Origin of the sequence: Primorskyibacter flagellatus (genome assembly GCF_900176485.1) — a bacterium.
Lineage (GTDB): Bacteria > Pseudomonadota > Alphaproteobacteria > Rhodobacterales > Rhodobacteraceae > Primorskyibacter > Primorskyibacter flagellatus.
In genome coordinates, this window is the sequence record NZ_FWYD01000008.1 from 76,609 (window position 1) to 90,219 (window position 13,611).

Annotated in this window: 13 protein-coding genes; 5 read left to right on the plus strand and 8 right to left on the minus strand. The window is 61.1% G+C overall.

Annotated features, from left to right (window positions below; all coding sequences use genetic code 11):
* Nucleotides 1-189: 189 nt before the first annotated feature.
* The 4 genes from B8991_RS12060 (at nt 190) to B8991_RS12075 (ending at nt 5,910) form a co-directional block, all read left to right on the plus strand.
* Entirely contained in the window at nt 190-1,329 is a 1,140-nt protein-coding gene (locus B8991_RS12060) for an acyl-CoA dehydrogenase family protein (protein WP_084353247.1), read from the plus strand.
* Nucleotides 1,330-1,696: 367 nt separating this feature from the next.
* Nucleotides 1,697-2,335: a glutathione S-transferase family protein gene (locus tag B8991_RS12065; protein ID WP_084353248.1), complete on the plus strand. Its 639-nt coding sequence runs from the start codon at nt 1,697-1,699 to the stop codon at nt 2,333-2,335.
* 104 nt (nt 2,336-2,439) lie between these two features.
* Nucleotides 2,440-3,651, plus strand: a complete 1,212-nt coding sequence (locus B8991_RS12070; RefSeq protein WP_084353249.1) for an acetyl-CoA C-acetyltransferase — start codon at nt 2,440-2,442, stop codon at nt 3,649-3,651.
* 66 nt (nt 3,652-3,717) lie between these two features.
* A complete protein-coding gene (locus tag B8991_RS12075; protein WP_084353250.1) occupies nt 3,718-5,910 on the plus strand; it encodes a 3-hydroxyacyl-CoA dehydrogenase NAD-binding domain-containing protein in 2,193 nt (730 codons plus the stop codon).
* A gap of 156 nt (nt 5,911-6,066) precedes the next feature.
* Here the strand turns inward: B8991_RS12075 and B8991_RS12080 are convergent, their stop codons facing one another.
* The 5 genes from B8991_RS12080 to B8991_RS12095 all read right to left on the minus strand — a co-directional run bounded on the left by B8991_RS12080 (nt 6,067) and on the right by B8991_RS12095 (nt 10,907).
* Entirely contained in the window at nt 6,067-7,359 is a 1,293-nt protein-coding gene (locus B8991_RS12080) for a TRAP transporter large permease (RefSeq protein ID WP_084353285.1), read from the minus strand.
* 1 nt (nt 7,360) lies between these two features.
* A complete protein-coding gene (locus B8991_RS12085; RefSeq protein WP_084353251.1) occupies nt 7,361-7,900 on the minus strand; it encodes a TRAP transporter small permease in 540 nt (179 codons plus the stop codon).
* Nucleotides 7,901-7,961: 61 nt separating this feature from the next.
* A complete protein-coding gene (locus B8991_RS12090; protein ID WP_084353252.1) occupies nt 7,962-8,978 on the minus strand; it encodes a TRAP transporter substrate-binding protein in 1,017 nt (338 codons plus the stop codon).
* 85 nt (nt 8,979-9,063) lie between these two features.
* Nucleotides 9,064-9,216, minus strand: a complete 153-nt coding sequence (locus B8991_RS21915; RefSeq protein WP_235866613.1) for a hypothetical protein — start codon at nt 9,214-9,216, stop codon at nt 9,064-9,066.
* Nucleotides 9,216-10,907, minus strand: coding sequence for an AMP-binding protein (locus B8991_RS12095; protein WP_235866614.1), 1,692 nt, complete (start codon nt 10,905-10,907; stop codon nt 9,216-9,218). Before B8991_RS12095 ends, B8991_RS21915 begins: the two co-directional genes overlap by 1 nt.
* A gap of 144 nt (nt 10,908-11,051) precedes the next feature.
* Here B8991_RS12095 and B8991_RS12100 point away from each other — a divergent pair, with 144 nt between their 5' ends.
* The gene (locus B8991_RS12100) at nt 11,052-11,519 is read left to right on the plus strand and encodes a MarR family winged helix-turn-helix transcriptional regulator (protein ID WP_084353253.1); all 468 of its coding nucleotides are present in this window, start codon (nt 11,052-11,054) and stop codon (nt 11,517-11,519) included.
* Between the two features lie 9 nt (nt 11,520-11,528).
* Here B8991_RS12100 and B8991_RS12105 read toward each other — a convergent pair whose 3' ends face one another.
* The 3 genes from B8991_RS12105 to B8991_RS12115 are packed head-to-tail and all read right to left on the minus strand — an operon-like array spanning nt 11,529 to nt 13,545.
* The gene (locus B8991_RS12105) at nt 11,529-12,317 is read right to left on the minus strand and encodes a metal ABC transporter permease (protein WP_084353254.1); all 789 of its coding nucleotides are present in this window, start codon (nt 12,315-12,317) and stop codon (nt 11,529-11,531) included.
* The gene (locus B8991_RS12110) at nt 12,317-13,066 is read right to left on the minus strand and encodes a metal ABC transporter ATP-binding protein (protein WP_084353255.1); all 750 of its coding nucleotides are present in this window, start codon (nt 13,064-13,066) and stop codon (nt 12,317-12,319) included. Before B8991_RS12110 ends, B8991_RS12105 begins: the two co-directional genes overlap by 1 nt.
* Nucleotides 13,063-13,545 carry a Fur family transcriptional regulator gene (locus tag B8991_RS12115; RefSeq protein WP_084353256.1) on the minus strand — a complete coding sequence of 161 codons (483 nt, stop codon included), beginning with the start codon at nt 13,543-13,545 and terminating at the stop codon, nt 13,063-13,065. Before B8991_RS12115 ends, B8991_RS12110 begins: the two co-directional genes overlap by 4 nt.
* Nucleotides 13,546-13,611 lie beyond the last annotated feature (66 nt).

Here is a 13,611-nt window from a genome sequence, read left to right on the forward strand (position 1 = left end):
CAAGCATTCCAAGACCTTGTTTTTGAAATACGGCTTTTCTGATCGCGTTTGACTTGACGGCGACGACAGGCTGTCGTTCCCTCTGCTACGTTTCGGCCTGACCTGGTGGACGGCGAGGCCTGTAGATCGCTGACCGCCACTGTTTTGCAAGCGGGCCGGTCAACACTGACAACAAGGGAGGGGAGGCCCATGACGTCGGACTGGATGACTGACGAGCACCGAATGCTCGCCGAGATGACGCGGAAGTTCATCACCGATGAATGGATGCCGCAGTATGACCGCTGGCGCGAACAAGGCCAGATGGACCGCGAAACCTGGGCGCAGGCCGGTGAACTGGGCCTGCTCTGCCCTTCGATCCCCGAAGAATACGGCGGTGTCGGCGGCGACTTCGGCCATGAGGCGGTGATCCTGATGGAAGGCAGCCGGGCCAACCTCGCCAGCTGGGGTCACGGCATTCATTCCGGCATCGTGGCGCATTACGTGCTGGCCTATGGCACCGAAGAGCAAAAGAACCGCTGGCTGCCGAAGATGATAACCGGAGAGCTTGTCGGCGCTTTGGCGATGACCCAACCCTCGGCGGGCTCTGATGTGCAAAACATCAAGACCCGCGCGATCCGCGACGGCAATGCGTACCGACTGACCGGGCAGAAGACGTTCATAACCAATGGCCAACATGCCAATCTGATCGTTGTCGCCGCCAAGACCGATCCTGCCGAAGGTGCCAAGGGTGTTTCGCTGGTGGTTGTCGAGACGGACGGAGCCGAGGGATTTCAACGCGGGCGCAATCTAGACAAAATCGGCTGCCACGCGGCGGACACGTCAGAGCTTTTCTTCGACAATATCGAGATCCCGCCGGAAAACATCCTTGGTCAGGAAGATGGCCGTGGCTTTTATCAGATGATGAAGCAGCTGCCACAGGAAAGGCTGATCATCGGGTGCGGTGCCGTCGGCGCGATGGAAGGCGCAGTGGAGCGCACGATAGCCTATTGCAAGGAGCGCGAAGCCTTTGGCGGCCCGTTGACACAATTTCAAAACACCCGGTTCAAGCTGGCCGAATGCCAAACCAAGACCACCGTCGCCCGCGCCTTCCTGGATGCCTGCATCACGGACCATCTGCGCGGAGAACTGAGCGTCGAAAAAGCCGCGATGGCGAAATACTGGCTCACCGACACCCAGGGCGAAGTACTGGACGACTGTCTGCAACTTCATGGTGGCTACGGCTACATGCAGGAATACGCAGTGGCCGAAATGTGGACAGATGCACGCGTGCAGCGAATCTACGGCGGCACGAATGAGATTATGAAAGAGCTGATTGCGAGAACTCTGTGACACGACAGTTGGAATCGCAACTTGCTTATGAAGAGCCGGGGGTTTCACACCCCCGGACCCCCGTGGAGTATTTTCCCCAAGAAGAAGGTCCGAACATCGAACCCGTATTTCGGCGTGGGCAGCAGGCGGTCCACCCCACCTCGAACACCGGCCAAGCGGCATCCGGAACGAGGCGGGGCTTCTCCTCGGGCGGCCATCGGCTCTCCAGCCTGTTCCGCAAAGACAGGATAGGCGCATTAACGTTAATGCCCGGTTACCACAAGCTCGCGAATACCGCTTCTTCTTGGTACAAATACTCTGCGAGGGTCCGGGGGCGCGAAGCCCCCGCTACAACCTCCGCCAACTTCACAACAGGAGGGCTTGCCCCATGACCATCCAACTGCATTGCTTTGGCGAATCCGGTAATGCCTATAAAGCAGCGCTCGCACTACAGTTTTCTGGGTTGGACTGGGAACCGGTCTATGTCGATTTCTTCAACGGGGCGACACGGGCGCGCGATTATCGCGATACGCTCAACAATATGGGCGAGGTGCCGGTGATGGTCGATGGACCTGTCAAGCTGACGCAATCCGGCGTGATCCAGCAGTATGTCTCAGAACAATCGGGCAAGTTCGGAGGCACCACACCGGAAGATGCGCGCGAGGTCATGCGCTGGATGTTCTGGGACAATCACAAACTGTCCAGCCAGGCTGGCATGACCCGGTTTCTGATGAACTTCCTGCCCGAAGCCAAACGTCCCTCCGAGGTCATCGCATTCGCGCAAGGCAGGCTCAAAGCGGCCTACGACGTCCTTAACACACATCTGGAGGGCCGGGACTGGATCGTCGGCGACAGCCCCACCAACGCCGATCTCAGCTGCTGTGGTTATCTCTATTATCCCGAACCTTTCGGATTTATTCGCGGGGACTGGCCGCACATCGATGCCTGGCTAACCCGGCTCAGCCAACAACCGGGCTGGAAGCACCCTTATGATTTGATGCCGGGATCCCCTGCAGACAGGGTGTGACGAAACGTAGTTTACGCAAAACGTCGCCACGTCACCATTGAACCGCGCCCCCCAACACCCCCAAGTCAGGTAAAGACACCGACCTTGCAAAGGACGACACGACCATGACCGACGCTTTCATCTACGACACGGTGCGCACACCTCGCGGCAAGGGCCGCAAGGACGGCGCTTTGCACGAAGTCACCAGCCTGCGGCTGTCCGCACAGGTTCTCAATGCTCTGAAAGAGCGTAACGGGCTTGAAGGCCACGCCGTCGAGGACGTGATCTGGGGCAATGTCACGCAAGTCGGCGAACAGGGCGGCTGTCTGGCGCGGTCTGCCGTGCTTGCCTCGGATCTGGACGAATCCATTCCCGGACTGGCGATCAACCGCTTTTGCGCATCGGGTATGGAGGCGGTGAACCTTGCCGCCAACCAGATCCGCGGCGGGGCCGGCGACGGCTATATTGCCGGCGGGGTCGAGATGATGGGCCGCGTTGCCATGGGCTCTGACGGGGCTGCCATCGCGGTGGATCCCAGCCTGGCCATGGACAGCTATTTTGTCCCGCAAGGCATCAGTGCCGATATCATTGCTACCGAATACGGCTTCACGCGGGATCAGGCGGATGCGCTGGCGGTGGAATCGCAGCGCCGCGCCGCGGAGGCGTGGAAGGATGACCGTTTCGCGAAATCCATTATCACCGTGCGCGACCAGAACGGCCTGCCGATCCTTGATCGCGACGAATACATGCGCCCGGCCACTGATATGCAATCGCTTGGGGCGCTCAATCCCAGCTTTCAGCAGATGGGCGAGGTCATGCCCGGCTTCGACGCCGTGGCGTTGATGAAATACCCGCATCTGGAGCGGATCAACCACATTCACCATGCGGGCAACTCTTCCGGTATCGTCGATGGTTCTGCCGGGGTGCTGATCGGCAGCAAGGCCTTTGGCGAGGCGCATGGGCTGACGCCCCGCGCCCGCATCAAGGCGACGGCGAAGATCGGCACCGATCCGACGATCATGCTGACCGGTCCGGTTCCCGTGACCGAGAAGATCCTCGCCGACAGCGGCATGAGCATCAAGGATATCGACCTGTTCGAGGTGAACGAGGCCTTTGCCGCCGTGGTGCTGCGCTTCATGCAGGCGTTTGACGTGAGTGACGACCGCGTCAACGTCAATGGCGGGTCGATCGCCATGGGCCATCCCTTGGGGGCCACCGGCGCGATCATCATCGGCACGCTTCTGGACGAGTTGGAGCGCACCGGAAAAAGCACCGGGCTGGCGACGCTTTGCATCGCTTCCGGCATGGGGGCCGCGACCATCATCGAACGCGTCTGATGACCGCTGCAGCCCGGCCTTACACGCATGCTTACGCAAATAGACACTGATCCACGGAGACCTGCCATGACCGATTTCACGATGGCCACAGACAGCGACGGCGTTGCCGTCATCACTTGGGACGTTCCGGAAAAATCCATGAACGTCATGTCGCTGGAAGGCTTTGACGAGCTTGACGGCCTGATCGACGACGCCCTCGCCGATGACGCCGTCAAGGGCATTGTCATCACCTCCGGCAAGTCGACCTTCGCGGGCGGCATGGATCTCAACATCATCGCCAAGATGAAGCAAAGCGCGGGCGACGACCCGGCGCGCGGGCTGTTCGAAGGCACGATGGCCAAGCACAAGCTGCTGCGCAAGATCGAGCGCGCAGGCATGGACGACAAGAACAAGGGCGGCAAACCCATCGCCGCCGCCCTGCCCGGCACGGCACTTGGCATCGGATACGAGCTGCCACTGGTCTGCCACCGCATTTTCTGCGCTGACGATCCCAAGGCGAAGATCGGCTTGCCCGAAATCATGGTCGGCATCTTCCCCGGTCTTGGCGGCACCACCCGGCTGGTGCGCAAGATGGGCGCGATGGCGGCCTCACCCTATCTGCTGGAAGGCAAGCTGCTTGACCCGAAGAAAGCCAAGGTCGCTGGACTGATCGACGAGGTTGTCGAGGATCCACTGGCCGCCGCAAAGGCCTGGGTGCTGGAGGCCAAGGATGCCGACATCGTCAAACCCTGGGACGCCAAGGGTTATAAAATGCCCGGCGGTGCGCCTTATCATCCGGCTGGCTTCATGACCTTCGTGGGTGCCAGCGCGATGGTCAACGGCAAGACCAAGGGCGTCTACCCCGCCGCCAAGGCGCTGCTGTCCGCGGTCTATGAAGGCGCTCTTGTTCCTTTCGATACGGCGTTGAAGATCGAAGCGCGCTGGTTCACCAACGTGCTGCTGAACCCGTCCTCCGGCGCGATGATCCGGTCGCTGTTCATCAACAAGGAAGCGTTGGAGAAAGGCGCGAACCGTCCCGATGTCGCGGATCAGAAAGTCAAGAAAGTCGGCATTCTGGGCGCGGGCATGATGGGCGCGGGTATCGCTCTGGTGTCGGCGCAGGCCGGGATAGAGGTCGTGCTGCTGGATCAAAAGCAAGAGGCTGCCGACAAGGGCCGGGCCTATACCGCCGATTACATGGACAAGGGCATCGCCAGAAAGAAAGCCACGCCCGAGAAGAAGGAAGAAGTGCTGGGCCGGATCACCGCCACCACCGATTATGACGCGCTGAAAGGCTGCGATCTGATCATCGAGGCGGTGTTCGAGGATCCCAAGATCAAGGCAGAGGTCACGCAGGCCGTCGAGGCTGTGATCGGCGAGGACTGCATCTTCGCCACCAACACCTCTACCCTGCCGATCAGCGATCTGGCCAAGGCCAGCAAGCGGCCGGAACAGTATATTGGCATCCATTTCTTCAGCCCCGTCGAGAAAATGATGCTGGTCGAGATCATCAAAGGCAAAGAGACAGGAACGCGCGCCGTTGCCAAGGCGCTGGATTTCGTGCGCCAGATCCGCAAGACGCCCATCGTCGTGAACGATGCGCGGTTCTTCTACGCCAATCGCTGCATCATCCCCTATATCAACGAAGGCATCCGCATGGTTGCCGAGGGTGTCGCGCCCGCGTTGATCGAGAATGCCGCCAAGATGGTCGGCATGCCGCTGGGCCCGCTGCAACTGGTGGACGAAACCTCGATTGATCTGGGTGCAAAGATTGCCCGCGCGACCAAGGCCGCGATGGGAGATGCCTATCCCGACGGCGCGGTGGACGAGGTGATCTTCTGGATGGAAGACGAAGGTCGTCTGGGCCGCAAATCCAAAGCCGGTTTCTACACCTATGACGACAAGGGCAAGCGTCAGGGTCTGTGGTCCGGTCTGGGGGAACGCTACGCCGTGACGGACGAACAACCCTCGTTGATCGAAGTCCAACACAGGCTGCTGTTTGCGCAGGTGCTGGAAGCGGTCCGCGCGCTGGAAGAAGGCGTGCTGGAAGACATCCGCGAAGGCGATGTGGGCGCGATCCTTGGCTGGGGTTTCGCGCCGTGGTCCGGTGGCCCGTTCAGTTGGCTCGACATCATCGGCGCACCCTATGCGGCAGAGCGCTGCGATCAGTTGTCCAGCGCGCATGGCGACCGTTTCGCCTGCCCCGACCTGCTGCGCGAGATGGCAAGCAAAGGGCAAGACTTCTACGGACGGTTCGGCTCGAAGCCTGCTGCGGCCTGACACCGCGGAATGGGGCACACCGCCCCTTCGCACGGCCTAACCGGGCTGTGCAGCAAACATCGTTGCTAATCAGCAAAGCGGGGCCGTTGGTCCCGCTTTGTGCGTGAAGGCTTCAGAGTTATACCGACTCCGCACCGGAGACGTATCGCCAGTGCATCAGTTCATCGTCGTCGGCAGGAACATCACGATGGCCGGGAAAGCGATCAGCAGAACCAGCCGGATGATGTCTGCTGCCACGAAAGGCAGTACGCCCTTGAAGATTTTGGGCAAGGAAACCTCTCGCGCGATGGAGTTGATGACAAAGACATTCATGCCCACGGGCGGTGTGATCAGGCCAAGTTCCACCGTCATCACGATGATGACGCCGAACCAGATCGGATCAAACCCCAACTGAATAATCACCGGATAGACGATGGGCACCAACAGGATGATCATCGCCATGGCATCCAGAATACAGCCCATCAGCACAAAGAAAATCAGGATCAGCGTCAACGTGCCATAGGTGCCGATATCCATCGCCACAAGCCACGCGGTGATCTTCTGCGGCGTCTGGGTGATCGCAAGGAAATAGCCAAACAGGATGGCGCCGATCAGGATGGTATAAATCGCCACAGATGTCCGCAGCGCCTCGACCAGACTGTCCATCAATTGTCGTGCGTTCAGCCGCCCCCTCGCGATGCCGATAAGTGCTGTCAGGAAGGACCCGACGGCGGCGGCCTCTGTCGCGGTGGCGAGGCCAAAGTAAATGGACCCGATGATGGCGACAAACAGCAGCATCACCGCCCACACACCCGATAGGGACCGCACCGCCTCGCCCAGATCAAAGCGCTTTCCCGGCGGCAGGACACGACCATAGGCGACGCGCACGGCGACCATATACATTACGATTGCCAGCAGCCCCGGCCCGATGCCCGCAATGAACAGCGTGCCAATATCCTGTTCGGTGATGAATCCGTAAACGGCCAGCACGACCGAGGGCGGGATCAGGATGCCAAGCGTGCCACCCGCCGCGATGACGCCGGTGGCCACCTCATCCGGGTAGCCTTCACGGCGCATCTCCGGCAAGGCGATCTTGGTCATCGTGGCGGCCGTGGCGACGGATGATCCGCAGATCGCGGCGAAGCCCGCGCAGGCCCCGATGGTCGAGAAGGCCATGCCACCGCGAAAGCCGCCGAGCCATTTCTGGCCAGTGCGGAACAGCTCGCGGCTCATGCCGGAATTGGTGGCCAAAACGCCCATCAGCACGAAGAACGGGATCAGCGACAGATTGAAATCGGTGATCGTGCGAATGGGCGATTGCGCCAGCACTGACAGCGCAGGCCCCCAGCCGACGACCGACGCAAAGCCGCCGATGCCGACGATCCCCATGGCGATGCCGATGGGAACACGCAGGATCATCATCACGAAAAGAGCGACGAAGCCGCCAATGGCAAGAAAGTCGGAACTCATATCAAACAGCACCCCTATCATCCGGATCGCCCACATCAGCGCTGTCAAAATGGTCCAACGTGCCGCGCCCCGACACAACGAGGATCAGCCGCGCCACAATCGCCGGAATGGACACCAGTACCCCGGCCCAAATCAGGGCCATCACCGGCCAGGCAGGCAGGCGCAGGTCCATCGTGGATTCGCCCGACGTGGCGGCACCCACGACCCGTCCGAACATTTTCCAGCACAGCACCACGGTGAAAATCAGCAGCAGCGTCCAGGCAAAGGCATCAATCCAACGGCGTATGCCCGGTCCGGCTATCTCTGCCAAAATGTCCACCTTGATGTGGCTGCCGCGATAACCGACGCTGGCAAAGCCCCACATGATTGCAGCCCCCAGCAACAGGCGGCCCAGATCAAATGCGTCGGGCAGCGGATAGGCAAAAAGATACCGGCTGATGGCGGAGATCACCACCAGCACGGTGACCAGCGCCATCAATGCGCCCGCGACCATTTCGATGCCAAGCGAGATCCGGTCCAGTGCGTGTTGAAATTTCAGCATGGGGTCAAAAAGGGGCGTTGCACCGATCAGCGCAACGCCCGCTCTCCTTAAAGAATGGGGGTCAGAACTTTGCGTCGTGCTCTTCGAGCTTGCTTATATAGCTGTCATAGACCGCCTGCGCATCTACACCCGCCTTGGTCGCGTCTTCTTTCCACTGATCCACCAGCGGCGCGGCAGCGTCCTGCCACATCGTCACCTGTTCTTCGGTGGGCACGTTGACGGTATGGCTGTCATCTTCCAGCGCCTTGGCGCGCCCCGAGGCTTCGTTCTCGGCCCAACCTTTGGAAAAACGTGCAGACCATTCAGGAGTACAGTGATCGTCCATCACCTGTTTCAAATCATCCGGCATGGAATCGTAGGTGTTCTTGTTGATCAGCAGCAGTTGCGCCGAGACGTAGAACGGCATGTCGAGATGCTGCTTCGCCTCGCTGTCGATCCCGAAGATCCAGATAGAGTTCCACGGGAAGGTGATCGCATCGGCCGTACCGTTGGCAATGGCTTCGCGCGCCTCTGGGGCAGGCACCTGCACCGGACCGCCGCCCAGCATCGACACGAACCGCGACATGGTGGCATGGGCGGGGCGTACGTTCAGGCCCTTAACGTCACCGGGTTCAAGGATCGGCTCTTTGGAATGAAACGTGCCGGGATCATGCGGGTTGGCGAGACAGAATTTGACATCCGCCATCTCTGTCTCGGCAATCGGCGCGTACCATTCGTGCATCGCCTGCGCGCCGCGCTCGGCATTGTCCATGTGGAACGGAATCTCGATCAGGCTATAGACCGGAAAACGGCCCGCCTGATAGCCGGGGTTCACATAACCGATATCGGCAATGCCGTCGCGCGTCATGTCGTAGTGGTCAGGTGCCGCGCCAAGTTGCTGGGACGGAAAGATCGTCACGCCAATGCGCCCGCCCGAGGCCTCGCTCAGCGACTGGGCCCATGGCTCGATACCGAGCGTCTGAACCGGATGGGTCGCCGGCAACCAATTGGCAATCCGAAGGTTGATTTCCTGCGCGGTTGCACCCCCAGCAAGCCCCGCCAACGCCGCAGTCGCGCCAAGCAATGTTCTGAGTTTCATAAAATTCCTCCCTTTAAGTGATGTGCCGCCTTTTGGCGTGCCTTTGTTCAGACGTTGCCCGGCTGTCCGGGCAGTGCCAAGTGATTTATGCCGCGCGTCCGTTATCCGGTCGGATGACCTGTGGATCGCCGCTGTAAAGCGTGGCCAGCAGATCCTGCCGGTGGTGCAGCACGGCGCGCTGGTTCACGGAACCCTTGTCCGTGACTTCGCCTCTGTCCAGATCCAGCGGGTCGGCCATCACGATGACATGGGTGATGCATGACGCCGATCCGGTCGAAGCCGTAACATGGGACGCTGGCCTTCGGCCCACTGCGGACCGCACTCCGGGATGCGCCAGCACCTCGACCTCGGCCTCGGTCTCGGCGTCAGGCGCAAGCGCGCGCAGCCGCAGCCAGAACGGCACCAGCAATGCGCCCGGTTCTGCCTCGTTCTCGCCGGTGATGACGGCATCGCGCACGACGCCCCCCAACTGGTCCAACAGCTTTGCCCGCAGCGCACCGACGGCCAGCCAGGTTCCGGTGCCAGTTTGAAATTCTCGGCAATGCGCCTATCGAAAAAGAACCCGCGTTCGGGCATACCGGCTTCGGCATAACGCACCGCGTCGCCCAAACGGTAAAACCCTTCCTCGTCGAATGCCGCCGCCGTCAATGCCGGATTGCGCCAATAACCGGGCGTGATGTTGGGGCCGCGCAGACGTAGCTCCAGCTTGTCGTCCGCTGGCATCAGCTTCATCTCGACGCCTTGTGCAGAAATGCCGACATTGCCCGGCCGTGCCTGGGGTTGCGTACAATAAAGCGAGAACGGCCCGGTCTCGGTCGCGCCCAGCCCGGTGGTCATCAGGACCTGAGCGCCCCGCATCTCTTGTGACAGTTCGACAAGCCGGTCCCATGTGTGTTGCGCCAATCCCGCCCCGGCATACATCAGCATGTTCAGACGGCTGAAGAAATTCTCGCGTAACTGGGCGTCGTCCTCCATTGCGTGAACCAGAAGCTCGACCCCGGCAGGTACGTTAAAGAACCATGTCGGCGCGATTTCCCTGAGGTTGCGGAGCGTTTCGGCCATGCCATCGGGGCTGGGGCGTCCATGGTCAATGTAATAGGTGCCGCCGTTATAAAGCGGCATGTTGAACAACTTGTTGCCGCTCGCGGTGTGGTTCCAAGGTGCCCAGTCCACCAGCACCGGCGGCTCGTCCGCCATGAAGGCGAAGCAATCGCGCACCTGTTGTTGATTGGCACACCGCATCCGATGTGTCCGGATCACCGGCTTGGGACTGCCTGTCGTGCCCGATGTGAACAGGAACTTTGCCACTGTATCGGGTGTGACGGCAGCATGCGCCTGTGCCACAGCCTCTGTCGGGCGGGTGGCGACGACGTTGTCCCACAGGCGGACCGCGCGCCCCGCGAACGGGTCCGTCACACAAACGACCGGAATAGAAGCAGGCACAGCAGCCTCGATTGCTGTCCGATATTCGGATCCCGACTGGGTGAACACCAAGCCCGGCGTGATTTGTCCAATAACCGCGCGCAGTTTTTCGTGATCGGTCGAGACCAACGAATAGGCGGGTGAGATCGCCGCCGATGCGATCCCCACATGCTGCGCAGCCAAAGCCATGATCGCGTGTTCAAGCGAGTTCCGCGACAGGATCAGCAACGGCCGCTCGACCGACAGATCAGCGTCCAGCAGCATCTGCCCGACGCGTGTCACGACATTGCGAAGCTCAGCGTAGCTGACCCGCAGCCAGTCACCATCCGCGCCACGCTCTGCCATCCAGGTCCGCTCCGGCGCGACGTCGGCCCAATGTGCAATGCACGCTGTAATAGCCTCCGGATACGCCCTGAGAGGATCAACCCGGCGGATCAAAATACTGCCATCCGCGCGCGTCTTGCTTTCAAGAACGGGTGCCCATACCTTTGGTTTGCGGATGTTCATGGTGTTGCTGATCGCACCCTCCCACGGCGGTCGGCGAAACTTGTTCACATCGAAACAAAATCCGCAACACAAAGCAAGGACGAAGGCGATCTGCGTTACTTTGCACATATACTTGGCCGCCACGGCAGCACACTCGCAGGAGACATGAGTATAAAACAGCCCCCCGACCCACCCAAAGACGGGAATGAAATCGACCTCGGACGGCTTGGCACGTCATTCGGCTTTGTGATGAGGATGGCACAGGTTGAAGTGTTCGAAACTTTTTTTGAGAACCTGTCACAATATGGGCTGAAACCGGGTGAATTTTCCGTGCTTTGGCTGCTGTATGAAAACCCCGGCATCCGACAGGGGGCGTTGGCGAACCGGTTGCGGATCAAGCGGCCCCACATGACCAAGCTGATTCAGCATTTCGAAGAGCGCGGACTGATCGTCCGGTCCGTCCCTGACAATGACCGGCGCGGCATGGAACTGCGCCTGACCGCCAAAGGCCGCAGGTTTGTCGATGACCGGCAAGAGGCGTTTTTCACCCATACCGAACATGAGCTGGACCGGCTCAGCGATGAGGAGGCGAAGCAGCTGATCCGCCTGTTGCGCAAATATTTGCAACTATAGCCCAGCCCCTTACTTGCGGGCCAGAAGCTTGCCGAGATTGACCAGAACAAAGACCAACGCCGCCGCGCAGACAATGGCAGGACCGGCGGGCGCATCGACGTGGTAGGCCCCCCAAAGCCCGCCGGCGACGGATAGCACCGCAATCACCAGCGCCACGGCGGCCATCGCCTCGGGCGTGCGGACAAGCGGCCGTGCGGCGGCGGCGGGCACGATCAGAAGCGCGCCGATCAGAAGCGCGCCCACGACCTTGATCGCCACGGCCACCACCACGGCAAGCGCCAGCGCCATGCCCATATGGATACGCCCCGGATCTATACCGCTGGCGCGCGCCAGATCCGCGCCCATCGTCGCAGTCAGCAGGTCAGACCATTTCCACGCCAGCAGCCCCAACACCAGCACTGCGCCGCCCCAGATCACCGCCAGGTCGCCGCGCCCCACTGCCAGGATGTCACCGAACAGATAGGCTGAAAGCTCAACCCGCCCGCCGACCAGGCTGACCGCGACCAGGCCAACCGCCAGCGCGGAATGCGCCACCACGCCCAGCAACGTATCCACAGCCTGCCCGCGCCCCGACAGAGCCGTGACCGTCACCGCCGTCAGCAACGCCACCGACAGCGCGCCGGCGAAAACAGAGATCGACAGCATCAATGACAGCGCCACACCAAGGATCGCCGCATGGGCCGTGGCGTCCCCGAAATAGGCCATGCGGCGCCAGACCACGAAACATCCCAGCGGTGCCGCGGCCAAGGCCACGCCCAATCCCGCCAGCGCCGCGCGCACCATGAAATCATCCAGCATCAATGCGCCTCTTCATGCGAATGGTTGTGGTCATGGTCGTGGTCGTGCCGGTGCGAATGTTCGTGCCGGTACAGCGCCAATGCGCCTTGCGTCCCGCTGCCGAACAAAGCGCGGTATTCCGGCGCGCTTGCCACGACTTCTGGCGTGCCGTGACAGCATACATGTCCGTTGAGACAAATCACCCGGTCACTGGCGCTCATCACCACATGCAGCTCGTGACTGACCATCAAAATGGCGCAGCCCAGATCGGTGCGGATGTCCTCGATCAACCGGTAGAAGGCGGCGGACCCCAGTTGATCCAGCCCCTGTGTCGGCTCGTCCAGCAGCAGGATCTGCGGATCGGCCAGCAGCGCGCGCGCCAGAACCACGCGCTGAAGCTGCCCGCCCGAAAGGTCCGCCAATTGCCGAGCCTCAAGGCCGGCCGCCCCGGTCCGTTCCAACGCAGCGGCCGTCTTTCGTGGCGTCGCGCGCACCGGCAAATTCAAAAACCGCCGCGCCGTCATGGGAAGCGTCGGGTCGATTTGCAGCTTTTGCGGCACATAGCCCAGCCGCAGCCCCTGCGCCCGCGTCACTCGGCCCGCCGATATTGGCACGGCACCGATCAGCGCCCGCAGCAGGGTGGACTTGCCCGATCCGTTGGGGCCAACCACGGTGACGATCTCGCGTGGGGAGATGTCGAAATCTACCCCGCTCAGCACGGTTTGCGCGCCCAACCGGACGGCCAGCCCACGCGCCTCGATCAGGCTCATGCAGGGGCCTTTTCGGCGCAGGACGGACAGACACCCTCAGCCTCGACGACCAGTTTTTCGACCTGAAACCCGATCTCGCGGGCCGCGCGTCCCAACACCCGGCTGACCCGCCCCGAAGGCGATTCGGCCACGGCGTTGCACCCGCGACAGATCAGAAAGGCAGGGATGTGCTGCTTGCCAAGATGGGCGCAGCCGACAAAGGCATTCAGCCGCTCGATCCGGTGAGCAAACCCGTTTGTGACAAGAAAATCCAGCGCCCGATAAGCCACCGGCGGCTGCGTTCCCAGCCCTTCGGCACGCAGATGTTCAAGGATTTCATACGCCCCAAGTGCACGGTGCTTTTCCAGAAGCAGCTCCATCACCCGCTTGCGGACCGGCGTCAGTTGCAGATTCTTCGCAGCACATTGGGTGCGAAGCTCTTCCAGCCCATCCGTGATGCAGTGTTTATGGTCATGCGCTTCAAATCCGAGTGTTGCCATCTGCTGCCTCCTTGCGGTCACCTCCGCGGTCAGCGCTTGATATGTTATACTGTTACATTTAACAAG

What these genes read in the sequence shown, in the direction of transcription:
- B8991_RS12110 (WP_084353255.1), bottom strand. Translation starts at nt 13,066, where the DNA reads ATGAGCCTGATCGAGGCGCGTGGGCTGGCCGTCCGGTTGGGCGCGCAA.
- B8991_RS12100 (WP_084353253.1), top strand. Translation starts at nt 11,052, where the DNA reads ATGAGTATAAAACAGCCCCCCGACCCACCCAAAGACGGGAATGAAATC.
- B8991_RS12070 (WP_084353249.1), top strand. Translation starts at nt 2,440, where the DNA reads ATGACCGACGCTTTCATCTACGACACGGTGCGCACACCTCGCGGCAAG.
- B8991_RS12065 (WP_084353248.1), top strand. Translation starts at nt 1,697, where the DNA reads ATGACCATCCAACTGCATTGCTTTGGCGAATCCGGTAATGCCTATAAA.
- B8991_RS12095 (WP_235866614.1), bottom strand. Translation starts at nt 10,907, where the DNA reads ATGAACATCCGCAAACCAAAGGTATGGGCACCCGTTCTTGAAAGCAAG.
- B8991_RS12060 (WP_084353247.1), top strand. Translation starts at nt 190, where the DNA reads ATGACGTCGGACTGGATGACTGACGAGCACCGAATGCTCGCCGAGATG.
- B8991_RS12105 (WP_084353254.1), bottom strand. Translation starts at nt 12,317, where the DNA reads ATGCTGGATGATTTCATGGTGCGCGCGGCGCTGGCGGGATTGGGCGTG.
- B8991_RS12080 (WP_084353285.1), bottom strand. Translation starts at nt 7,359, where the DNA reads ATGAGTTCCGACTTTCTTGCCATTGGCGGCTTCGTCGCTCTTTTCGTG.
- B8991_RS12090 (WP_084353252.1), bottom strand. Translation starts at nt 8,978, where the DNA reads ATGAAACTCAGAACATTGCTTGGCGCGACTGCGGCGTTGGCGGGGCTT.
- B8991_RS12085 (WP_084353251.1), bottom strand. Translation starts at nt 7,900, where the DNA reads ATGCTGAAATTTCAACACGCACTGGACCGGATCTCGCTTGGCATCGAA.
- B8991_RS12075 (WP_084353250.1), top strand. Translation starts at nt 3,718, where the DNA reads ATGACCGATTTCACGATGGCCACAGACAGCGACGGCGTTGCCGTCATC.
- B8991_RS21915 (WP_235866613.1), bottom strand. Translation starts at nt 9,216, where the DNA reads ATGGCCGACCCGCTGGATCTGGACAGAGGCGAAGTCACGGACAAGGGT.
- B8991_RS12115 (WP_084353256.1), bottom strand. Translation starts at nt 13,545, where the DNA reads ATGGCAACACTCGGATTTGAAGCGCATGACCATAAACACTGCATCACG.